This window comes from Erythrobacter oryzae, assembly GCF_030271515.1.
Taxonomy (GTDB): Bacteria; Pseudomonadota; Alphaproteobacteria; order Sphingomonadales; family Sphingomonadaceae; genus Erythrobacter; species Erythrobacter oryzae.
The window spans coordinates 692,684-713,077 of record NZ_JASCXI010000002.1 but is presented as its reverse complement, the minus strand read 5'-3'; the positions used below and the strand labels follow the sequence as shown (position 1 = coordinate 713,077).

Annotated in this window: 25 protein-coding genes and 1 tRNA gene; 15 read left to right on the top strand and 11 right to left on the bottom strand. The window is 69.6% G+C overall.

Features of this window, described 5'->3' with window-relative positions; translation table 11 throughout:
* Window positions 1–46: 46 nt before the first annotated feature.
* From PFX90_RS08000 to PFX90_RS07990, 3 genes are read left to right on the top strand one after another with little or no spacing between them, the layout of a single operon-like run.
* Window positions 47–475 (top strand): PTS sugar transporter subunit IIA, encoded by a 429-nt coding sequence (locus tag PFX90_RS08000; RefSeq protein ID WP_285711870.1) that lies wholly within the window; start codon window positions 47–49, stop codon window positions 473–475.
* Between the two features lie 12 nt (window positions 476–487).
* Entirely contained in the window at window positions 488–766 is a 279-nt protein-coding gene (locus PFX90_RS07995) for an HPr family phosphocarrier protein (RefSeq protein WP_285711868.1), read from the top strand.
* 20 nt (window positions 767–786) lie between these two features.
* Window positions 787–1,584: a TrmH family RNA methyltransferase gene (locus PFX90_RS07990; RefSeq protein WP_285711867.1), complete on the top strand. Its 798-nt coding sequence runs from the start codon at window positions 787–789 to the stop codon at window positions 1,582–1,584.
* Here the strand turns inward: PFX90_RS07990 and PFX90_RS07985 are convergent.
* The 6 genes from PFX90_RS07985 to recR form a co-directional block, all read right to left on the bottom strand.
* Window positions 1,581–2,312, bottom strand: a complete 732-nt coding sequence (locus tag PFX90_RS07985; RefSeq protein ID WP_285711866.1) for a hypothetical protein — start codon at window positions 2,310–2,312, stop codon at window positions 1,581–1,583. The two genes, PFX90_RS07990 and PFX90_RS07985, sit on opposite strands and share 4 nt — an antisense overlap.
* A gap of 98 nt (window positions 2,313–2,410) precedes the next feature.
* Window positions 2,411–2,926: a DUF3291 domain-containing protein gene (locus PFX90_RS07980; protein WP_285711865.1), complete on the bottom strand. Its 516-nt coding sequence runs from the start codon at window positions 2,924–2,926 to the stop codon at window positions 2,411–2,413.
* Window positions 2,927–2,931: 5 nt separating this feature from the next.
* Window positions 2,932–4,362 (bottom strand): DNA recombination protein RmuC, encoded by a 1,431-nt coding sequence (locus PFX90_RS07975; protein ID WP_285711864.1) that lies wholly within the window; start codon window positions 4,360–4,362, stop codon window positions 2,932–2,934.
* A gap of 235 nt (window positions 4,363–4,597) precedes the next feature.
* Window positions 4,598–5,173: a peptide deformylase gene (locus PFX90_RS07970; RefSeq protein ID WP_285711863.1), complete on the bottom strand. Its 576-nt coding sequence runs from the start codon at window positions 5,171–5,173 to the stop codon at window positions 4,598–4,600.
* A gap of 52 nt (window positions 5,174–5,225) precedes the next feature.
* On the bottom strand, window positions 5,226–5,441 hold the full coding sequence (locus PFX90_RS07965) for a P-loop NTPase family protein (RefSeq protein ID WP_285711862.1): 216 nt from the start codon (window positions 5,439–5,441) through the stop codon (window positions 5,226–5,228).
* Window positions 5,438–6,034: a recombination mediator RecR gene (gene recR, locus PFX90_RS07960; protein ID WP_285711861.1), complete on the bottom strand. Its 597-nt coding sequence runs from the start codon at window positions 6,032–6,034 to the stop codon at window positions 5,438–5,440. The genes PFX90_RS07965 and recR overlap by 4 nt, the downstream gene beginning before the upstream one ends.
* A 53-nt stretch (window positions 6,035–6,087) precedes the next feature.
* On the opposite strand from recR, the gene fmt reads away from it, so the two are divergent.
* The 3 genes from fmt (at window position 6,088) to PFX90_RS07945 (ending at window position 9,048) form a co-directional block, all read left to right on the top strand.
* Window positions 6,088–6,993 (top strand): methionyl-tRNA formyltransferase, encoded by a 906-nt coding sequence (gene fmt / locus PFX90_RS07955; RefSeq protein ID WP_285711860.1) that lies wholly within the window; start codon window positions 6,088–6,090, stop codon window positions 6,991–6,993.
* Window positions 6,990–7,730: a tRNA pseudouridine(38-40) synthase TruA gene (truA, locus tag PFX90_RS07950; protein ID WP_285711859.1), complete on the top strand. Its 741-nt coding sequence runs from the start codon at window positions 6,990–6,992 to the stop codon at window positions 7,728–7,730. Before fmt ends, truA begins: the two co-directional genes overlap by 4 nt.
* 208 nt (window positions 7,731–7,938) lie before the next feature.
* Window positions 7,939–9,048, top strand: a complete 1,110-nt coding sequence (locus tag PFX90_RS07945; protein WP_285711858.1) for a zinc-binding dehydrogenase — start codon at window positions 7,939–7,941, stop codon at window positions 9,046–9,048.
* A 49-nt stretch (window positions 9,049–9,097) separates the two neighbouring features.
* On the opposite strand, the gene PFX90_RS07940 is transcribed toward PFX90_RS07945, so the two are convergent.
* Window positions 9,098–9,670: a class I SAM-dependent methyltransferase gene (locus tag PFX90_RS07940; RefSeq protein WP_285711857.1), complete on the bottom strand. Its 573-nt coding sequence runs from the start codon at window positions 9,668–9,670 to the stop codon at window positions 9,098–9,100.
* 80 nt (window positions 9,671–9,750) lie between these two features.
* On the opposite strand from PFX90_RS07940, the gene PFX90_RS07935 reads away from it, so the two are divergent.
* The gene (locus tag PFX90_RS07935) at window positions 9,751–10,206 is read left to right on the top strand and encodes a MarR family winged helix-turn-helix transcriptional regulator (protein WP_285711856.1); all 456 of its coding nucleotides are present in this window, start codon (window positions 9,751–9,753) and stop codon (window positions 10,204–10,206) included.
* 6 nt (window positions 10,207–10,212) lie between these two features.
* On the opposite strand, the gene PFX90_RS07930 is transcribed toward PFX90_RS07935, so the two are convergent.
* Complete coding sequence (locus PFX90_RS07930) at window positions 10,213–11,202, bottom strand: asparaginase (protein ID WP_285711855.1); 990 nt, start codon at window positions 11,200–11,202, stop codon at window positions 10,213–10,215.
* A gap of 83 nt (window positions 11,203–11,285) precedes the next feature.
* Window positions 11,286–11,876, bottom strand: a complete 591-nt coding sequence (locus PFX90_RS07925; protein WP_285711853.1) for a GNAT family N-acetyltransferase — start codon at window positions 11,874–11,876, stop codon at window positions 11,286–11,288.
* Window positions 11,877–11,946: 70 nt separating this feature from the next.
* Between PFX90_RS07925 and PFX90_RS07920 the strand changes: the two genes are divergently transcribed.
* The 4 genes from PFX90_RS07920 (at window position 11,947) to PFX90_RS07905 (ending at window position 15,052) form a co-directional block, all read left to right on the top strand.
* Window positions 11,947–12,022, top strand: a tRNA-Val gene (locus PFX90_RS07920).
* A 27-nt stretch (window positions 12,023–12,049) separates the two neighbouring features.
* Window positions 12,050–12,802, top strand: coding sequence for an SDR family oxidoreductase (locus PFX90_RS07915; RefSeq protein ID WP_285711852.1), 753 nt, complete (start codon window positions 12,050–12,052; stop codon window positions 12,800–12,802).
* A 45-nt stretch (window positions 12,803–12,847) separates the two neighbouring features.
* A complete protein-coding gene (gene asd / locus PFX90_RS07910) occupies window positions 12,848–13,696 on the top strand; it encodes an archaetidylserine decarboxylase (protein WP_285711851.1) in 849 nt (282 codons plus the stop codon).
* A 90-nt stretch (window positions 13,697–13,786) separates the two neighbouring features.
* A complete protein-coding gene (locus PFX90_RS07905) occupies window positions 13,787–15,052 on the top strand; it encodes an FAD-dependent oxidoreductase (protein WP_285711850.1) in 1,266 nt (421 codons plus the stop codon).
* Here PFX90_RS07905 and PFX90_RS07900 read toward each other — a convergent pair.
* Window positions 14,992–15,435, bottom strand: a complete 444-nt coding sequence (locus PFX90_RS07900) for a TlpA family protein disulfide reductase (RefSeq protein WP_285711849.1) — start codon at window positions 15,433–15,435, stop codon at window positions 14,992–14,994. The genes PFX90_RS07905 and PFX90_RS07900 overlap by 61 nt on opposite strands.
* A 154-nt stretch (window positions 15,436–15,589) precedes the next feature.
* Between PFX90_RS07900 and argH the strand changes: the two genes are divergently transcribed.
* The 4 genes from argH to PFX90_RS07880 are packed head-to-tail and all read left to right on the top strand — an operon-like array spanning window position 15,590 to window position 19,343.
* A complete protein-coding gene (gene argH / locus PFX90_RS07895) occupies window positions 15,590–16,966 on the top strand; it encodes an argininosuccinate lyase (RefSeq protein WP_285712052.1) in 1,377 nt (458 codons plus the stop codon).
* Window positions 16,966–17,202, top strand: coding sequence for a lipoprotein (locus PFX90_RS07890; protein ID WP_419180093.1), 237 nt, complete (start codon window positions 16,966–16,968; stop codon window positions 17,200–17,202). Before argH ends, PFX90_RS07890 begins: the two co-directional genes overlap by 1 nt.
* A gap of 7 nt (window positions 17,203–17,209) precedes the next feature.
* Entirely contained in the window at window positions 17,210–18,469 is a 1,260-nt protein-coding gene (gene lysA / locus PFX90_RS07885; protein WP_285711847.1) for a diaminopimelate decarboxylase, read from the top strand.
* A 7-nt stretch (window positions 18,470–18,476) separates the two neighbouring features.
* Window positions 18,477–19,343 (top strand): precorrin-2 dehydrogenase/sirohydrochlorin ferrochelatase family protein, encoded by an 867-nt coding sequence (locus PFX90_RS07880; RefSeq protein ID WP_285711846.1) that lies wholly within the window; start codon window positions 18,477–18,479, stop codon window positions 19,341–19,343.
* Here the strand turns inward: PFX90_RS07880 and PFX90_RS07875 are convergent.
* Complete coding sequence (locus PFX90_RS07875; protein ID WP_285711845.1) at window positions 19,340–20,353, bottom strand: helix-turn-helix domain-containing protein; 1,014 nt, start codon at window positions 20,351–20,353, stop codon at window positions 19,340–19,342. The genes PFX90_RS07880 and PFX90_RS07875 overlap by 4 nt on opposite strands.
* Window positions 20,354–20,394 lie beyond the last annotated feature (41 nt).

Genomic DNA, 20,394 nt, shown 5'->3' with positions numbered 1-20,394 from the left:
GTAAGGCCCTCCGACGGGCGGGCAGTTAACGGACCCATTTTCGCACATGATCGGCTTGATCCTGGTAACCCACGGCCGCCTCGCGGACCAATTCGTCGAGGCGATGGAGCACGTCGTCGGCCCGCAGGACGCGATCGTGACGGTCTGCATCGGCCCCAATGACGACATGGAGCAGCGCCGCGCCGACATCGCCGATGCGATTGCGCGCGTCAACACCGGCAAGGGCGTGATCATCCTCACCGACCTGTTCGGCGGCACCCCCTCGAACCTCGCGATCTCGCTGCTGGATGCGGGGCATGTCGAGGTGATCGCCGGGATCAACCTCCCCATGCTGATCCGCCTCGCCGGGGCGAGGAAGGCGATGGACGTCACCGCCGCGGTCCACGCCGCGCAGACCGCCGGGCGCAACTACATCACCATCGCCAGCGAATTGCTGGGCGCGGACGCCGCTCCCCCGGCGCGGGCCAAGGCCTAGGGGGCAAGGCGCGTGGGGGAAGCAAGGCAGAGCGTCACCATCGTCAACCGCCGCGGGCTGCACGCGCGGGCGAGCGCGAAGTTCGTCGGCGCGGTCAGCGCGCTGCCCGAGGGGGTCAAGGTGACCGTGAGCAAGCCCCCGCACAGCGCGGCGGGCGGCTCGATCCTCGGGCTGATGATGCTCGGCGCGGCGAAGGGTGACACGGTCGAGGTGGCGGTCGAGGGGGACGGCGCGGACGCCGTGCTCGCCGATCTCATCGCGCTGATCGCCGACGGCTTCGGCGAGGACTAGGGGCGGCGGCCCTGACGCCCATGCGCAAGCACATCACCGGCTTTTCCAATCCGACGGTCAAATACCTGCGCTCCCTGCGCGACAAGAAGCACCGCAAGCGCGCGGGGCAGTTTCTGGTCGAGGGCCTGCGCCTGCTCGAGGACGCGCGCGCCTCGGGCCGACTGCCGCAGACACTGGTGATGGCCGAGGGCCGCGAGCATCCCTTGCTCGAACGGCTCGAGGCCGAGGTCGTGGCGGCCGGCGGCGACGTGATCGCGACCACGCCCGACATCCTCTCGAAGATCACCGGCAAGGAGAACGCGCAAGCGGTCGCCGGGGTGTTCGACGAGTGGGACACGAGGCTGGCCGCACTCGACCGCAGCGCCGCGCCGATCTGGCTCGCCGCGCAGGCTTTGCGCGATCCCGGCAACCTCGGCACTATGCTGCGCACCTGCGACGCGGTTGGCGCGGGCGGGCTGATCCTGATCGACGACTGCGCCGACCCCTTCAGCGCCGAAGCCGTCCGCGCGAGCATGGGCGCGGTGTTCACCGTCGGCCTGGCGCAGGCGCGGTGGGAGGATTTTCTGGGATGGCTGCGGGCGGGAGACGGCCAGCTGGTCGCCGCCTCGCTGCGCGACGCCGTGCCGTATCGCGGCGCGGCCTATGCGGCGCCATGCTTCATCCTCGTCGGCAACGAATCGCAGGGCCTGCCCGAGGATTACGAGCTGGCCTGCGACCTGCGCGTCACCATGCCGATGAAGGGCCGCGCGGATTCCCTGAACGCCGCCGTCGCCGGAGCGGTTCTGGCCTATGAGGTGCTCGCGGCGCTCGGCGACTAGTCACCCGCGATCAGCGCAGTGATCCGCCAGCCCTGTGGCGTGCGCGTGGCGAGCAGGCGGTAATCGACGAGGCTGCGCAGCCTGGCGGTCTCGACATAGCCCTTGCCGCCGCCGGGCAGGATGACCGCCGCGAACGGCTTGTCCGGCCCCTCGTAACCTTGCGCCAGATCGACGATGGCCCAGTTCAGCCGCGCCGTGGCGGGTGCCGCGGCGTCGGGCTCGGCCCGGACCGCAACCGCCGGGCCGAGGACCAGCATGGCGTTGAACGGGTCGGCGTCCGCCGGGCTGTTCGCGAAGATCCACGGCATCGCCGCGCCGCCGCCGTCCTGCGGGCCGCAGCCGAGCGGCAGGATGGCGGCGAGTTCGTCCCACAGCCGGTAGTCAGGGTCGACCAGCCGCTGGCGCAATTCCTTGGTGCCCGCCCCGCCGCCGAAATCGAGCCGGACGTCAGGATCGGTGATCGCCGCAAGCGCATCGGCGTCGCGCGCGGCGACGGCCTTGTCGAGCTGCGTCCGGAACGCGGGCCAGCCCGGCAGGGCGCCGCAATCGTCGCGCGGGGGATAGCTTGCCGCGTCGAGCATCGGCGCGCCGTTGGCCGGTGTGGCAGGGGCAACCGTTTCGCTCGAGCCCGGCGTGGCGGAGGACGCCGCGTCCGGCGCCGACGGCGGCTCACAGCCTGCCAGAAAGCCCGTCGCCATCAGCGCCGCTATCGCGAGTTCCCGCTTCATTGTCTGCCTCACCGTTTCGCCCGTGTCGCGCCGACCAGAGAGGAACTTCGCGCCAATTCCCCTAACCCGTGTTGGGACCGGCTGCGGCGACGCAGGCTTCACGCGTTGCCGATGCACCAGGGATCGGGCTTCATGTCGACCGGCGGCGTCTCCTCGCCCGGGCGCGGGAAGCGTGCCTTGAAGGTGAAGCTCTGCGGGGTCGGGCCGTAGCGGTCGAGCATCCACAGGCGCGAGAGGCCCTCGTCGATGCTCGGCCGGTGGCCTTCGGGAACCCACCACAGGGCCTGATAGGCCCCCTCGAAGCGGTGGAAATATTCGCGCCGCCGCGCCATTTCCGGCGTGTGGCCCGAGCGGTAGACGAAATCGAACAGGCTCTCGGCGTCTTGCCACACCGACATGTTGACGATCAGCAACGGGTCCGGGGCAACCTCGAGATCGGTGGCATTGCCGCTTTCGGTTTGCAGCCGCCAGACGAAGCCGGGCGAGGCATCGGCGATGGCGTTGATCTTCTCGAGCGCGTCGAAGAAGGGCTGAACGCGGGGATCACCCTCGGGTGCGAGCAGCTTGCCGATGTTGATCTGCGCCAGCTGCCAGCCCTGTGCCCCGCTATCCATTCGCCCTACTCCGCTGCGTCGCGCTTCTCGCTTTCGCCATCCATATCAGGCGCTTGGAGCGCTGCAACATCCTCGGCATTGTAGCGCGGCGCGCTCGCGACCAGCGGCACCTCGTCGATCTCGCGCTTGCCGATCTCGACGCCCTTTTCTGCCAGCCGCCGCCCCGAGGACAGGACGTTGCGCTCGAAAGAGCCGACGAACTTGTTGTAATTGTTGACCGCGCTCTCCAGCCCGCCGCCGACGCGCTTCAGATGCTCGGCAGCAGTGGCGAGGCGGTCATACAACTCGGCACCCATCCGGCCGATTTCCTGCGCCTCTTTCGCCAGCCCATCCTGCCGCCAGACCTGCGCAACGGTGCGCGCAATGGCGACGAGGTTGGTCGGTGTGGCCAGCAGCACGCGCTTGTCGAAGGCGAAGTTCCAGAGGTCCGGATCGGCCTCGAGCGCGGCGGCGACGAAATGCTCGCCCGGCACGAACATCACCACGTAATCGGGCGCGTCCTCGAACTGCGACTGGTAGCTCTTCGCGCCGAGCGTCTGCACGTGGTTGCGCATCGAGCGGACGTGATCGGCCAGCGCCCGCGCGCGGGCCTCGTCATCGGTGGCCTCGAAGGCTTCCTGATAGGCGTTGAGCGACACCTTCGAATCGATCACCAGCACCTTGCCGCCCGGAATGCGCACGATCGCATCGGGGCGCAGGCGGCCGTCCTCGGTGTCGATCGAGTGCTCCATCACGAAATCGGTGTGCTGGGCGAGGCCGCATTGTTCGAGCAGGTTCTGCAAGGCCCGCTCCCCCCAGCGCCCGCGCGCCTTGGGGGCGTTGGTGAGCGAATTGCCGAGCCGCTGCGCCTCGCGCCGCACCTGTTCCTGGCCTTCCTTCATCGACTGGATCAGGCCCGCCAGCTGCCCGAAGGCATCGGTCCGCTTGGCCTCGAGATCGGCGACCTGCCGCTCGTAATTCGCCAGCTTCTCGCCCACCGGCGAGAGCAGGGCCTTCAGCTTCTCCTCGCTCGCCTTTTCGGAGTGGCCGAGGCGTTCCTCGGCGCGTTTCAGGAAGGCTTCCTGCGCGCGGTTCAGCACCGCCGCGCCGGTATTCTCGAACTCCTTGAGCAGATTTGTGCGCGATTCTTCGAGCAGGCGCTTCTGTTCCTCGAAAGCTGCGCGCTCGGCACGGAAGCGGGCGTTCTCCTCGCGCGCGGCGTCGAGTTGCTGCGCCAGCGCGTCGGCGCGGGCGGCGCGTTCACCCAGCGCCGCAACCTCGACCCGCGCTGCGCCCAGTTCGGCAATGGCGCGCTTGAATTCGCCTTCGCGCTCGCTGCCCGCGCGCTCGGCCTCGTCCAGCCGCGCGCGCAGATCCGCCAGCGGGCGCGAGGCGAGAAACCAGCCGAGCGCGGCGCCGGCAAGCAGGGCAATGATCGAGAGAATCGCGGGGTCCATGCGGCATGCCTACACGGAACGAATGGGGAACGCTAGGCCTGCGTCGCGCTTTCCAACAAGAAAGAAAGCCAAGCCCCGGATCAAGTCCGGGGTGACGATAAGGGATCGGTTGGCACAAGTATCGGCGCGGCACGCGCCGCAAGGCCGAACGGCCGCCCGCAGGGGCCTGTAGCGTAGCGCAGCGGAGCGAAAGAACAGCCCCGAGGACGTGCCCGCGGAGGCGGGCACGCAAAAATTACGCCGCGCGCCTGATCTTCTCGAGCTTCTTCAGCACCATCGCGCGCTTCAGGCGCGAGAGGTGGTCGATGAAGAGAATGCCCTCTAGGTGGTCCATCTCGTGCTGCAGGCAGGTCGCGAGCAGGCCTTCGAGGTGTTCCTCGTGGGTGTTGCCGTCCAGATCCTGATAGCGCACCGTGCAGGTCGCGGGGCGATCGACGTCGGCGTAGATCTCGGGGACCGAGAGGCAGCCTTCCTGATAGGTCGAAAGCTCGGCCGCCGGATCGAGGATCACGGGGTTGATGAACACCCGCGGTTCCTTCTTGGTGGCGGGGTGCGTGTGCTTGTGCCCGCCATGGCTGGTGCATTCGACCGGCTCGGCATCGGGATCGTCGGGCTGCAAGTCGATCACCAGCACCCGCTTGGGCACGCCGACCTGGATCGCGGCCAGACCGATACCGGGGGCGTCATACATCGTCTCGAACATGTCTTCGACGAGGGTGTTCAGCTCGGGACCGAACTCGTGGGGTTCGACCGGGGTCGAGACGGTCTTGAGCCGGGGGTCCGGCACTTCGAGGATTTCGCGGATAGCCATAATGCGCGCAAGATAGGGGCCACGCCGCTTTCCGGCAAGCAGGATGCTCCGATCAGGGTGATCGACGCAGCCAGCGCTTGCCGACATGGCCGCAGGCGGGGCAGCGGCCGCGATAGGACTTCTCGCCGCTCGCCTTGTAGCGGATGCCGCCCCGCTCCCACACGCTCTCGCGGTGGCCGCACTGGCTGCATTCGTATTTCCACTCGCGCGATTCGCGTTCGACGCCGGGGCCAAGCAGCCATGTGAAGATGCGCTGGAGCACGTTCATCCCACCGGCCTTCTCGCCCGCAAGGCCTGCGCCAGCGTGCCCTCGTCGAGATAGTCGAGCTCGCCGCCGACCGGCAGGCCGTGGGCGAGCTGGGTGACGCGCAGGGGGAAGGCCTCCAGCCGCTCGGCGAGATAGTGCGCGGTGGTCTGGCCTTCCAATGTGGCGTTCATGGCGAGCACCACCTCGTCGATCCCTCCCGCCTCGACCCGGGCGAGCAGGCTGGCGATGCCGAGGTCTTCGGGACCGATGCCGTCAAGGGCCGAGAGCCTGCCGCCCAGCACATGGTAGCGTCCGGGGAAGAGGCGTGCGCGGTCCAGCGCCCAGACGTCGGAGACCTCCTCCACCACGCACAAGGACCGCGCATCGCGGCGCGGGTCGGCGCAGATGCCGCAGGGGGCGCGGGTGTCGACATTGCCGCAGATGTGGCACTCGACCAAGGTCTCGGCGACGCCTGCCAGCGCTTCGAGCAATGCGGGGAGCGCAGATTCGCGGTGCTTGACCAGCCACAGCACCGCCCGCCGCGCGCTGCGGGGGCCGAGGCCCGGCAGGCGGGCGAGCGCGGCGCTCAATGCCTCGATCTCTTGCGATGCCATGGGGGGAGAGATAGGGGCTGCGCTTCGCTTCACAAAGGCCGCCGAGCATCCTTATGCGCATCATCTTCATGGGAACGCCGGAATTCGCGGTTCCGGCCCTGCGCGCGCTGCATGAGGCGGGGCATGAGGTGGTGTGCGCCTACACCCAGCCGCCGCGTCCGGCGGGGCGGGGGAAGAAGCTGATGCCCTCTCCGGTGCAGGTGGAGGCCGAGCGTTTGGGGGTGCCGGTCCGCTCGCCTGTGTCGCTGCGGGGGGCCGAGGCGCAGGCGGAATTTGCCGCGCTCGGGGCCGATGTGGCGGTGGTCGCAGCCTATGGCCTGATCCTGCCGCAGCCGGTGCTCGACGCGCCGAAGCATGGCTGCCTCAACATCCACGCCTCGCTGCTGCCCCGGTGGCGCGGCGCGGCGCCGATCCACCGTGCGGTGATGGCGGGGGATGCCGAGACGGGCGTCACGATCATGCAGATGGAAGCGGGGCTCGATACCGGGCCGATGCTGCACAAGATTGCCGTTCCAGTGGAGCGCAAGACGACCGGCGAGCTGTTCGTGGAGCTGGGCGCCGTGGGCGCGGCGGCGATGGTCGAGGTGCTGGCCGATCTCGCCGCCTTCCCGCCCGAGCCACAGGACGATGCCGCGGCAATCTATGCCCCCAAGATCGACAAGGCCGAAGCGAAGATCGATTGGTCGCAGGACGCCGAGGCAATCGAGCGGCTGGTGCGCGGCCTCGCCCCCTTCCCCGGCGCTTGGTTCGAACTCGGCGAAGAGCGGGTGAAACTGCTGCTCGCCGAGGTGGTCGAGGGCGCGGGCAATCCCGGAACGGTGCTGGACGATGACTTCACCATCGCCTGCGGCTCGGGCGCGATCCGGCCCCTGAAGCTCCAGCGCGCGGGCAAGCCGGTGCTCGAACGCGCGGAGTTCCTGCGCGGGCGGGCGGTCGCGGCCGGGACGGTACTGGGGTGACCCGCTTCGCCCTCACCTTGGAATTTGACGGCACGCCCTTCTTCGGCCTGCAACGCCAGAGCCACGGCCCGAGCGTGCAGCAAGCGGTCGAGGATGCACTCGCACGGATCACGGGCGAGCAGGTGGTCATGCACTCGGCCGGGCGCACCGATGCGGGGGTGCATGCGCTGGCAATGCGTAGCCACGTCGACATCGCAAAGCCCTTCGATCCGTTCCGGCTGATGGCGGCGGTGAACGCCCAGCTGCGGCCCGATCCCGTCGCGGTGACCCATTGCGAGGTGGTGCCCGACGATTGGCACGCGCGCTTTTCCTGCACCGGGCGGCGCTATCTCTACAGGATCGCCAACCGCCGCGCGCCGCTCACCCTGCTGCGCGACAAGGCGTGGCACGTGCCCCAGCCGCTCGACGCCGAGGCGATGCACCGCGCCGCGCAGGCGCTGGTGGGGCGGCATGACTTCACCACCTTCCGCAGCGTGCACTGTCAGGCCGCCGATCCGGTGAAGTCGCTCGACGAGCTGCGGGTCGAGAAGGTCGGCGAGGAAATCCACATCCACGCCGCCGCGCGCTCTTTCCTCCACCATCAGGTGAGGAGCATGGTCGGCTGCCTCAAGCTGGTGGGCGCTGGCACCTGGCCGGAAAGCCGCATCGCCGAGGCGCTGGCGGCGCGCGACCGCAATGCACTGGGCCTCAACGCTCCGCCCCACGGGCTCTATTTCGTCGAAGCGACCTATCCCTGATTCGTGCCCACCCCTAACCGCTGTGGCTTCGCCACGCCTGCGGCTCCCCGCATGCGGGAGGGGGACTTGCTGGCATTGAGCGCCCCTCCCGCCTGCGGGAGGGGGTGATCGGAGGCGCGTGACTCCGATCACGGGTGGGCCTTCGCCAACGGTTGCGAAGCGCAACCAGAAACCCTAGGCCCGCCAGCAACAAAGGGAGACGATCGCCATGACTACCGGAAAGCAGCTCTTCACCACCCTCACCGCCGACGGCAAGCTGACGCTGGAAGTCGCCGAGAGTCAGTTCCCCGAGCCCAAGGGCAATCAGGTGCTGGTGAAGATGGAGGCCGCGCCGATCAACCCGAGCGATCTCGCGATCCTCACCTCTGCCGCCGATTTCGAGACCGCCGAATATGCCCCCGGCAAGGTAGTCGCGACCATGCCCGAGCCCTTCCTCACCGGCAACAAGGCGCGCCACGGCCAGCGGCTTCCGGCGGGCAACGAGGGCGCGGGCACGGTGATCGCCACCGGTGACAGCGACATGGCCAGGGCCCTCATGGGCCAGCGCGTCGCCTGCGTCCCGGGCAACGCCTTCTCGCAATACGCCATCGCCGATGCGATGATGTGCCTGCCCTTGGGCGAGCATTCCTCCGAGGTCGGTGCCTCCAGCTTCGTTAACCCGATGACCGCGCTGGGCTTCGTCGAGACCGCAAAGATGGAGGGCCACTCGGCCATCGTCCACCTCGCCGCCGCCTCGAACCTCGGCCAGATGCTCAACCGCATCTGCATCGAGGACGGGATGAAGCTGGTCAACATCGTCCGCAAGCCCGAGCATGTCGCCATGCTCAAGGAACAGGGCGCGCAATATGTCGTCGATAGCTCCGCCCCCACCTACATGGCCGACCTGCGCGCCGCGATTGCCGAGACCGGCGCCTTCCTCGGCTTCGACCCGATCGGCGGCGGGCAGGCCAGTGATGGCGTGCTCAAGGCGATGGAGCAGGTCGCGGTCAGCCAGATGAGCGAGTTCTCGCGCTACGGCTCGAACCAGCAGAAGAAGATGTACATCTACGGCCGCCTCGACCTGTCGCCGACGATCCTGACGCCGTCCTACGGCCTCCAGTGGAGCATCGCCGGCTGGCTGCTGACGCCCTTCCTTGCGCGGGCGGGGATGGAAACCGTGGTGCGGATGCGCCAGCGGGTTCAGGCCGGCCTCACCACCACCTTCGCTTCGCATTACAAGGCCAAGGTGACGCTGGAGGGGATGCTGGAGAAGGACGCGATCCTCGACTACCGCCAGATGAAGACCGGCGAGAAGTATCTGGTCACCCCCTGGGGGTGAGGGGGCACCCGGCCCCGGCGTTGGCCGCACCGGGTTAGGATCAGGCAGGTCAGCGGACCGCTTCGAGCAGCACCGCCGTGCCGCCCTCGGCATCGGCGCGGCCATGGCGGGCCTGCGCGAAGCCTGCGCCCGCCAGCCCTTGCGCGACGGCGTCGGTGAACAGGCTCTCCTCGCCATAGTCCTTGCGCGCGGCCCAGCCGTGGGTGATCCCGATCAGCTGCGCTCCCGGACGCAGGACGTCGGCGAGCATCGCGGCGGTCGGGGCGAAAGGACGGCAGATCTGGAGCGTGTGCACCGCGATCGCCCCGTCGAAAGGGCCGGCGTCACGGGGCAGATCGGCAGCCTGCGCCTTGACCAGCCGCAGCCGCCCCTCCGCGAGCGCCAGCGCGTTACGGCGGGCGGCCGCATCATGCATCACCTGCGAGGGGTCGACGCCGACGACCTCTGCGACCGGGCCTTCGAGCAGGTGTTGCAAGCCGATGCCTGGACCAAATCCCATCACGAGCACCTTCGCACCCGGGCCCGCAGCGAGCCTGCGCACCGCCTCGCGCTCCGCCTCGGCGTTGGTGCGCTCCATAACCCGCACCGCGATCCGGCCCGCAACGCCGTCAAACATCGCCATCGTCAGCCTCGCTCAAATTGACAACAATGTTGACATAATCCGCGCTTGAGGATTGTCAATTTGGTTGTCATCCTGCACGGGTGACCGACCCCGACAACATCCGCTTCCTGATGGCGCTGACCCGCGCCTACCATCTGCTCGACCGCATCTCGGACAAGCTGCACGCCGGGCACGGTCTGTCAGCTGGGGCGCGCTCGATCCTGCTGCTGCTCGACCGGCATGGAGCGCTGACCCTGTCCGAGATCGCGCGCGACCGGGCGGTCTCACGACAACTGATCCAGCGCCTGGCGGCCCCGCTGATCACGGCTGGATTCATCGCAACCGATCCCAAGACGACGAGCCGCCGGTCACCCAAGCTTGTTCTGACACCGCAGGGACGCGCGGCGGTCGCGGGCATCGTGGCGCGCGAGGCCACCATCGCCGCGCGTGTCGCCGAAGCGATCAGCGCCGACGAACGGGAACAGGCGCAGGCGGTGCTGGAGAAACTGAACGCAGTGCTATCGGAGTTGAAGGCGGGTGGGGCTGAGGCGCGCTGAGAGCCCTCACCCATCAAACGCCGCCTGCACCCTCCCCGCGTCGGTCACCCCGTTCGCCACCAGCACTATCAGCAGCACCCGCGCCTTGGCCGGGCCGAGCGCTCTTGCCGCGACCAGCCCGAGGGCATCGTCCTCCACCTCGACATTGCGGTCGACCAGCCCTTCGTCGACCCGCGAGGCACGCACCACCGGCACCCCAGAAGCCGCGCAAGCGGCGAGGGCCTCCAGAACCACGCGGGGCGCATTGCCCTGCCCCATGCCCGCGAGCACGATCCCGCGCGCGCCGATGCCGAGCAGCGCTTCGACCGGCTTTGCGTCCATCCCCGCCCCCGCGGTGAGGATCGCCACGCGGGGCAGCTCAGCCGGAAAGGGATAGCGCGCGGCCTCTCCCACGCGGTGCGCAGGGCCGAACCAGTCGAGGCTCGAGGGGGTGACGCGCGCCAAAGGCCCCCTCGGGAAGGTGCGGAAGGCGTCGATAGCGCTGGTCGCGGATTTGCGGGCGTCGCGCACGGCGAGCACTGCGTCGCCCATCACCAGCATCACGCCGCGCCCTGCCGCCGCAGGGTCGCCCGCCACCTTCACCGCATTGGCGAAGTTGCGCATCCCGTCCGCGCCCACGGCGTCCGCCGGGCGCATCGCGCCGACAAGGATCACGGGCTTGGTCGTGGGCAGCGTCAGGTCGAGCAGGAAGCCGGTCTCCTCGGCCGTGTCGGTGCCGTGGGTGATGATGACGGCATCCACCGAAGGATCGTCCATCGCCCCCATGGAGGCCACATGGAGCGCCTGCCACTCGGCAAAACCGATGTCCTGCGAGCCGATCCGCGCGATCTCCTGCGGCACCAGGTCCGCGCTGAGCCCCAGCGCTGCAAGGTGCCCCACCAGCACCTCGAGCGACAACCCGCCCGGACGATACCCCGCCCCCGTCCCGCCGCTCCCCGCGCCTGCAATCGTGCCGCCGGTGCCGAGGACGAGGATGCGGGGCGTGCGGGTGCTCATGCCGCCGCCCCTAGCCGCGACATGCGCCCTCGCTTAGTTGAGCCGTGATTTCCGAGCCGTGAAATGTTCCATTTCACTCGAAATCACTCCTGCGGCTCGTTGCCGAACTGCTCGAACACCGCGGCCAGCCCCGGCACGTCGGCCTCGGCGCGCAGCGAGGCGAGCGCGTCCTCGATGTCGATCGCCATCTCGGTCACCCCGCCCTCGTGCCCCACCCCCTTCGCTCCCAGCGAGCGCGCCAGCGCCAGCGCCGGGCGGTTTTCGGGGAGCACATGGACGGTGAAATGCTCATACCCCTCGCGCGCGCAATCGAGCAGCAGCACCGCGGTCAAGAGCCGCGCGAGGCCGCGCCCGTGATAGGCGTCGACCACCGCGACCGAGAATTCGGCGGCATCCGGATCGTCAGGGTCACGGAAGGCGTGGACCACGCCTAGGGCGGGCGTTTCCGGCAGGTCGCTCCTGAGCGCGCCCCAGGCGAGGTGATCGTGCCCGCCCGCACTCGCCAGCGCGCGCAGCACCTGCGGCGGGGCCTCGCGCATTCCCGAGAAGAACCTGAGGTAGCGCGATTGCGGCGAGAGTTGCGCGATGCCCTCCTTCAGCCGCGCCTCGTCCTCGGGACGCACGCGGCGGATGCACACCGGGGTGCCGTCATTGAGGGCCGTGTGAATGGTCATGGCCCCGCCACTCTACCAGCTTGACCGCGCCGCCGACACAGCTAAACCGCCCCCGGCCCACGACGCCGTGGGGCGGTTAGCTCAGTTGGTAGAGCATCTCGTTTACACCGAGAGGGTCGGCGGTTCGAGCCCGTCACCGCCCACCAGTTCTGGCCTTTGCGGGAGACGATGCGATGGATCTTGGGCTCGAAGGCAAGACCGCGCTGGTATTGGGCGCGAGCAAGGGGCTGGGGCGCGCGATCGCCGAGGCGCTGGCGGCCGAGGGTGCGGGGGTGATGACCGTGGCGCGTTCGGGCGCGGGGCTGCCGGGGCGACTCCACATCCACGCCGACCTCGACGATCCGGCCGCGCCGCAAGCGATCATCGACCGGGTGCGCGCCGGGGGTGCCTCGCCCGATATTCTGGTGCTCAATGCGGGCGGGCCACCGATGGGGGGTGCGGCATCGACCAGCCCCGCGGATTTCGCCGCCGTGCTGCCGCGGATGTTCAACGCGCAACTGGCGCTGGCGCAGGAGTTCCTGCCCGGTATGCGGTCGCGCGGCTTCGGGCGGATTCTCGCGGTCGCCTCGACCAGCCTCGTCACGCCTATCGCAGGGCTGGTGCTGTCGAACGCGGTGCGCGCGATGCTCGCCTCGTGGTGCAAGACGCTGGCGAACGAGGTCGCGGCGGACGGGGTGACGGTCAACCTGCTGCTCCCCGGACAGATCGCGACCGACCGGCTCTCCAGCCTCCACGCCGGAATGGCGGCGGCGCAAGGGCTCGAGGCCGAGCAGGTCACCGCCCGCTCGGTCGCGGCGATTCCCGCAGGGCGGCTCGGGCGGCCGGAGGAGTTCGGCGACATCGCCGCCTTCCTCGCCTCGCCGAGAGCGGGCTTCATCACGGGCAGCGCGATCAAGGTCGACGGCGGCCAGACACCCACGCTCTAACCCGAGTTGCTTGCGCCGCGGCCTGCGTCCCTTTAGCGCGGCCCAATGTCCGACCTCTTCATCGCCCTCCAGCACCTCGTCCCGCAGCACGCCCTCTCGCGCTTTGCCGGGAGCATCGCGGCGAGCGAGACGCCGTGGCTGCGGGACACGCTGATCCGGCGCTTCGTCGCGGCTTACGGCGTCAACCTTGCCGAGGCCGCGCGCGGGATCGGGGAGTTCGCGAGCTTCAACGACTTCTTCACTCGCGAGTTGAAGCCCGGCGCAAGGCCGCTGGCGGATGCGACGAAGTTCATCCTATCTCCCGCCGATGGCGCGGTGAGCCAGCTCGGCCCGGTGAGCGGCGGGCGGATCATCCAGGCCAAGGGGCGCGACTATTCCGTGGCCGAAATCCTCGGCTGCGGGCCCGAGGAAGCCGCGCGGTTCGAGGGCGGGCGCTTCATCACCATCTACCTCAGCCCCAAGGACTACCACCGCGTCCACATGCCCGCCGCCGGCACGCTGGCGCAGACGACCTACATCCCGGGCGACCTCTACTCGGTCAACACCGCCACCGCCGCGGGGGTCGACCGGCTGTTCGCGCGCAACGAGCGGCTGTCCTGCCGCTTCGATGGCCCGGACGGCCACTTCGCCAGCATCATGGTCGGCGCGATGATCGTCGCGGGGATCGACACGGTGTGGCCCAACCAGTTCCGCACCCATGCAAGCGCGCCCGTCCACGAGGACTTCGTGCTGCAGGGCCGCAGCTTTGCCGCCGGGGACGAAATGGGGCGGTTCTACCTCGGCTCCACGGTGGTGCTGCTGTTCGAGCCGGGCCGCGTGGAATGGCGGTCGGATCTTAACCCGGGCGACCCGCTGCGCATGGGCGAGGCCATCGCCGCGCGCCTCTCCGACTGAGCGCACACCCTTTGCACTAAATTCACTGGTCGCGCGCTAACCCGCCGATATCAGGGATTTGCGCGCATCACGCGCGGTATGGGGCACTTTATGGAGCCGCTTACGATCGCCATCATCGGCTGCGGGCCTGCGGGGCTCGCCGCTGCACGGCTGCTGGCGCGGCAGGGGCATGAGGCGCAGGTCTTCGACCGCTTCGTCTCGCCCGGCCCGGTCGGATCGGGGCTGATGATCCAGCCGAGCGGGATGGCGGTGCTGGCGGCGCTGGGCTTGGCCGAGGAGGTGGTCCGGCGCGGGGCGCGGGTCGATGCATTGCAGGGCATCGAGGAGCATGGCCGCTGCGTGCTCGACGCGCCCTATGCCGCCTTGGGCGTGCCGCACGCCTTCGGCCTCGGCATCCACCGCGCGAGCCTGTTCGATGTGCTGTTCGAAGCGGCGGAGCGCCAGCCGGGGGTGACGATCCATGCGGGCCACGCGGTCACGGGGAGCGCGTGCGATGCGGCAGGCCGCCGCCTCTTGTTCGAGGGCCGCGACCCTTCCGCCCCCTTCGACCTCGTAGTCGACGCGAGCGGCTGGCGCACCGGCTTCGACCCCGCGCCCAAGAACATCCTCCCCTTCGGCGCCTTGTGGGCGAGCCTTCCCCTGCGCGCGGGCGATCCCTTCGCGGGCAACCTCCTCGAACAACGCTACCGCCGCGCGGGGCAGATGGCGGGGGTGCTGCCCATCGGGACGCGCAGCGGCGGCGCGGGGCCGGAGGTAGCGTTCTTCTGGTCGCTCAAGGCCGAGGATCACCCGGCATGGCTCGCCACCCCGCTTGGCGACTGGAAGGCCGAGGTGCTGCGCCTCTGGCCCGCCCTCGAAGGCCTGCTCGCCCGCATCGAGACCCGCGAACAGCTCACCTTCGCCCGCTACGCCCACCGCACCCACCCCGCCCCCGTGGGCGAGCGCATGATCGCCATCGGCGACGCATGGCACTCGGCGAGCCCCCAGCTGGGGCAAGGCGCGAACATGGCGCTGCTCGATGCGTGGAGCCTTGCGCGCGGCCTCGCAGAAGGGCGCACGCTCGCCGAAAAGCTGCGCCTCGCCGCCGGGTGGCGCAGCGATCATGTGTGGCTCTATCAGTGGGTGACCAAGCTCTTCACCCCGCTCTACCAGTCGGATTCGCGCGTGCTGCCGGGGATGCGCGACCGCGTGCTCGCCCCGCTCTCGCGGCGCTGGCCCGCCAAGGGCATCCAGGCGCAGCTGATGAGCGGGCTGTTCGGCTTTCCGCTCGCCCCGCTCGGGCTTGCCCTCCCAGATTACGCGGGCTTGAGCGCGTCCTTCACCAGCTTGGCCGCGTCCGGTGAGCCCCAGTCATAGACGCCCATCACCCGCAGCACCTCCTTGCCGCTGGCGTCGAACAGGATGGTGAGCGGCAGCGCGCCCTCGGGCGTGAGCTGGGCCGAGAGCGCGGTGTCGGGATCGAGCCACGGCTCCAGCCGCTGATAGCCTCCTCGCGCGAAGAACGGCGTCACGAGCTCTGCCCCGCGAATGTCCTGGCTGACGGTGATGACCCTGACCTCGCCCTCGAGCTCTCCGGCCAGCGCATCAAGTTGCGGCATTTCCCTGACGCAGGGCCCGCACCAGGTCGCCCACAGGTTGAGCAGCACCGGGCCGTCCGTCGCGCCCAGGTCGAGCACCTTGCCCGCCGGGTCCCTGAATTGCAGATCGGGGAGCGGCGTCCCGGCAAACTGGCGGGTCATCAGGCCGATCGTCGTCCCCGACGCGGCGCCCGCTTCAACCGGTTGCGCTGGCGCGTCTGCCGCCCTATCGCATCCCGCCAGCAGCAGGAGCGGCAATCCGAGAATGAGCGACCAGCGGGACATGACAGGCTCCGGCAACAGCGCGACCAACGCCATGTGGGGCGGCCGCTTCGCTGACGGCCCTAGCGCGATCATGCGCGAAATCAACGCCTCGATCCCCTTCGACAAGGCGCTGTGGCGACAGGACATCGCCGCGAGCAAGGCGCACGTGGCGATGCTCGGCGCGGCCGGGATCGTCGCGACCGAGGATGCCGCCGCCATCGCTGCGGGCCTCGATGCCGTCGCCGCCGAATATGAGGCGAACGGCGTCCCCGAGGACTGGGACCGCGAAGACATCCACATGACCACCGAGGCCCGGCTTGCCGAGCTGATCGGGCCGGTCGCCGGAAGGCTCCACACCGCGAGGAGCCGCAACGATCAGGTCGCGACCGATTTCCGCCTGTGGGTGCGCGATGCCTTTGCGCAAATGGACGAAGGGCTGGCCGCGCTCCAGCGCGCGCTGGTGACCTGCGCGGGAGAGCACGCCGCGAGCATCATGCCCGGCTTCACCCACTTGCAGACCGCGCAGCCCGTCACGCTCGGCCATCACCTGATGGCCTATTACGAGATGTTCCGGCGTGACCGCGTCCGCATCAGCGACGCGGCCACGCGGATGAACGAGTGCCCGCTCGGCAGCGCTGCGCTGGCAGGCACGGGCTTCCCTATCGACCGCGAAGCGACAGCGAGCGCGCTCGGCTTCGACCGCCCCACTGCCAACTCCCTCGACGCCGTCTCCGACCGCGACTTCGCGCTCGATTTCCTGTGGTCCTGCTCGGCCACCGCGCTGCACTTGTCGCGGCTCGCGGAAGAGCTGATCCTCTGGGCAAGCCAGCCCTTCGGCTTCATCCGCCTGCCCGACAGCCTTTCGACCGGCAGCTCGATCATGCCGCAGAAGAAGAACCCCGATGCCGCCGAACTGGTGCGCGGGCATTCGGGCCGGGTGATCGGCAGCCTGACCAGCCTGATGATCACCATGAAAGGCCTGCCGCTCGCCTATTCCAAGGACATGCAGGACGACAAGCCGCCGGTGTTCGAGGCCGCCAGCCTGATGGCGCTCAGCATCGCCGCGATGACCGGGATGATCGCGGGCGCGACGTTCAACACCGCCCGGATGCGCGCTGCGGCCGAGCTCGGCTATGCCACCGCCACCGACCTTGCCGACTGGCTCGTCCGCCAGGCGGGCATCCCGTTCCGTGAGGCGCATCACATCACCGGCGCTGCGGTGAAGCTCGCGGAATCGCGCGGGATCGCGCTCGACCAGCTGCCGCTCGATGACCTCAAGGCAATCGATGCGCGGATCGACGAAAGCGTCTATGCTGCGCTCTCGGTCGACGCCTCGGTCGCGGCGCGCGCGTCCTACGGGGGAACCGCGCCGGAGCAAGTGCGTCTACAGGTCGCCGCCGCGCGCAAGGCGCTGGGAATGGAGGAATGATGCGGATTGTCGCCATCTCGGCCCTCGCGCTGGCGCTTGCCGGATGCGGCACGGTCTCCCCGCTGACCCCGCCCGAGGGCTCCGCCATGCCCGAGGCGCCCTATGGCGCCGCCGCCACGCCGTCCGCCGAGGAACTGCTGCGCCGCGAGGCGCTGGCCGCGCCCGAACGCTCGGTCGAACTGCGCCGCCGCTCGGAAGAGCGCCAGGACGACCCCTTCGACCTGCCCCCCGAATAGAGACACGATGGACCATTTTGCCCTGAAGGACGGCGTCATGCACGCCGAGGACGTGCCGCTGCCCCTGATCGCCGATGCGGTCGGCACCCCCGTCTATGTCTATTCGCGCGCGACCCTCGAACGCCACGCGCGGGTGTTCCGCGAGGCGCTGGACGGCGTGCCCGACAAGCTGATCGCCTTCGCCGTCAAGTCGAACCCCAATCTTGCGGTTCTGAAGGTGCTGGGGGCGCAGGGCATGGGCGCGGATGTCGTCTCGGTCGGCGAGATGCGCCGCGCGCTGGCGGCGGGGATCGCGCCCGAGATGATCGTCTTCTCGGGCGTGGGCAAGACCGCCGCCGAGATGGTCGCCGCGCTCGACGCAGGCATCGGCCAGTTCAACATCGAAAGCGAGGAGGAGGGGGTCGAGCTCGCCGAAATCGCCGCCGCGCGGGGGATGACCGCGCAGTGCACCTTGCGCATCAACCCCGATGTCGACGCGGGCACGCACGACAAGATCTCGACCGGCAAGGCCGACAACAAGTTCGGCGTGCCGATCAGCGAGGCGGGGCAGATTTTCGGCAAGCTCGCCGGGCTGCCGGGGGTGAACCTGCGCGGGGTGGCGGTGCATATCGGCAGCCAGCTTGCCGATCTTGCGCCCCTGGAGGCGGCGTTCCTCAAGCTCGGCGCGCTGGTGCAGGCGCTGCGCGGTGCGGGGCATGAGGTGACGCATGTCGACCTCGGCGGCGGATTGGGCGTGCCCTATCGCGTCGGCGAGGTGCTGCCTGCGCCTGCCGAATATGGCGCGATGGTCGCGCGCGTCACGAAGGACTGGGGCGTCAAGCTGATCTTCGAGCCCGGCCGCGTGATCGCGGGCAATGCGGGCGTGCTGCTGACCCGCGTGGTGCGGGTGAAGCGCGGGATCAAGGATCCCTTCGTGATCGTCGATGCGGCGATGAACGATCTGGCGCGGCCCGCGCTTTACGGGGCCTATCACCACTTCGAGGCGGTGCAGCCGAAGGGCGCACAGATGACCGCCAATATCGTCGGCCCGATCTGCGAGACGGGGGACACCTTCGCGATGGGCCGCGAATGCGATGCGCTGGAAGCGGGCGACCTCGCCGTGTTCCGCACCGCGGGGGCCTACGGCGCGACCATGGCTTCGTCCTACAATTCGCGCGGCTTTGTCGCCGAGGTGCTGGTCGATGGCGACAAGTTCGCCGTGGTCGCCGACCGGATCGAGGCGGGCGCGATCATGGATGCCGAGCGCGTGCCGGAATGGCTGCTCTGAAGCTCCCATGAGCCGCATCGCCAGCCTGCCGCTGTTCCACCAGATAGCCGGGCAACAGGTGCTGGTGCTGGGCGATGGCCCTGCGGCCGAGCCCAAGCGGCGGCTGGTCGAGCGCGCGGGCGGCGTCATCGTCGAGGACCTGCCCCGCGCGATCGACGAGGGCGTGCGGCTCGCCTTCATCGCCTACGAGGACGCGCGCGCCTGCGAGGTCGCGGCGATCAATGCGCGGTGTGCGGGGATGCTGGTCAATGTGGTCGACCGGCCCGAGCTCTGCGACTTCACCACGCCGAGCATCCTCGACCGCGATCCGCTGCTAGTGGCGATCGGCACCGGCGGGGCCTCGGCGGGGCTCGCCAAACACGTGCGGCTGCGGCTCGAGCGGGTGCTGCCAGCGACGCTGGGCGCACTGGCCCGCGCGCTCGAGGCGGCGCGGCCGGTGCTGCGGGCGCGGTTCCCGGACGGGGCGGACCGGCGGCGGGCGGTGGATGCGGCCCTGCGCGAAGGCGGCCCGCTCGACCCGCTCGATCCGGGTTCGCATGAGCGGGTGGCGGCGTGGGCGCAGGGCTCGGCTGGCAGTCCTGCCGCGATCACGCAGCTGATCACCATCACCAGCCCCGATCCCGAGGATTTGACCATCAGGCAGGCCCGCCTGCTGGGCGAGGCCGATGTGCTGCTGATTGCGGGCGATGTGCCCCCGGCGATCCTCGCCCGCGCCCGCGCCGATGCCGAGCGGCGCGTGTTCCGCATCACAGGGGACGGGTTCGAACCGCAACTCCCCGCCCCGCCCGAGACCGGATCACCCGAAAGCGGAACCGCGCGCTCAGGCCTGACCGTGGTGCTGCACTGGCAGCCCGAAGACTCCGGCGCCGCCTAGGCTGCCTGCAGCAGCGGCGTCCTGAGGCTCGCGAAATAGCCCGACATCGCGGCGAGCGCCTTGTCGCTCAGCGCGATGAAGGCGCGGCGCTTGTCGGCGGGGTCAGGCACGCGCTCGAAGATCCCGCTCTCGACCATCTGGGTCAGCCAGCGCAGCGCGGTGGTCGCCGGGACGCCCGCCGCGATGCACAGCGAGGTGACCGAGACCCGCGCGCCTTCGCCATGCGCGGCGGTGAGGTCGAGCAGCATGTCCCACGCCGGATCGCCGAACAGCTCAGGATCGAAGAAGCGTGCGCGTGCCTGCCGGTTGGCGATGATCTGCCGCACCACGCCCGGCTCGGGCAGCGGCGGCGCTGCGGCGACGGCAGGTGCGGCGCCGAAGCTGCCGAAAGCCGAGGGTTCGGCCGCGGCATAGTCCCGCTTGAACTCGCCCAGCACGCTCGGCCCGGGAGCGGCAGGCGCGTGGCCCAGCCGGTCGAGCGAATGGGCAATCGCCTCGACCTGCTGCGAGAGGCGCAGCAGCGCGACGCGGTCTTCCTCGCCCATTTCGCGAAGGCGCGCCGCCCCCGCCTCGCCCATCACCCGTCCGACCGCGATCACGCGTTCGGCGCGGCTGGGGCTGACGAGGATCTGCGGATTGGACTGGTCGAGCACCGCGAAGACATCGTCGAGCCCTTCGAGATTGGTCGCGACGATCAGCTTGGCTCCGGAACGCGCCACCCGCATGTCGAGCCGCGCAAGGCCTGCGAGCATCATCGCGTCGATCCCGCGCGAGCCGGTGACCGCGCAATCGACCACCACCACATCGCCCAGGAGCGCGATCGGCCCTTCGAGCAGCGCTCGCAGCGAGCCGCCGTCGATCGTGCGGAACCCCGCACCGCCGAGGTCGGCGGCGATCTGGCGGCGCAAGCCCTCCTCCGCCCCGAAGATCGCGACGCGTGCGGGCAGGCCGGCGCCGTCATCGGCGAGATCGTAGGTGAAATCTTCTTGGGTAGTGGCGTTGGTCAGCATCGACTCGACTCCAACAATGTTGGAACGATTATGGAACAAAA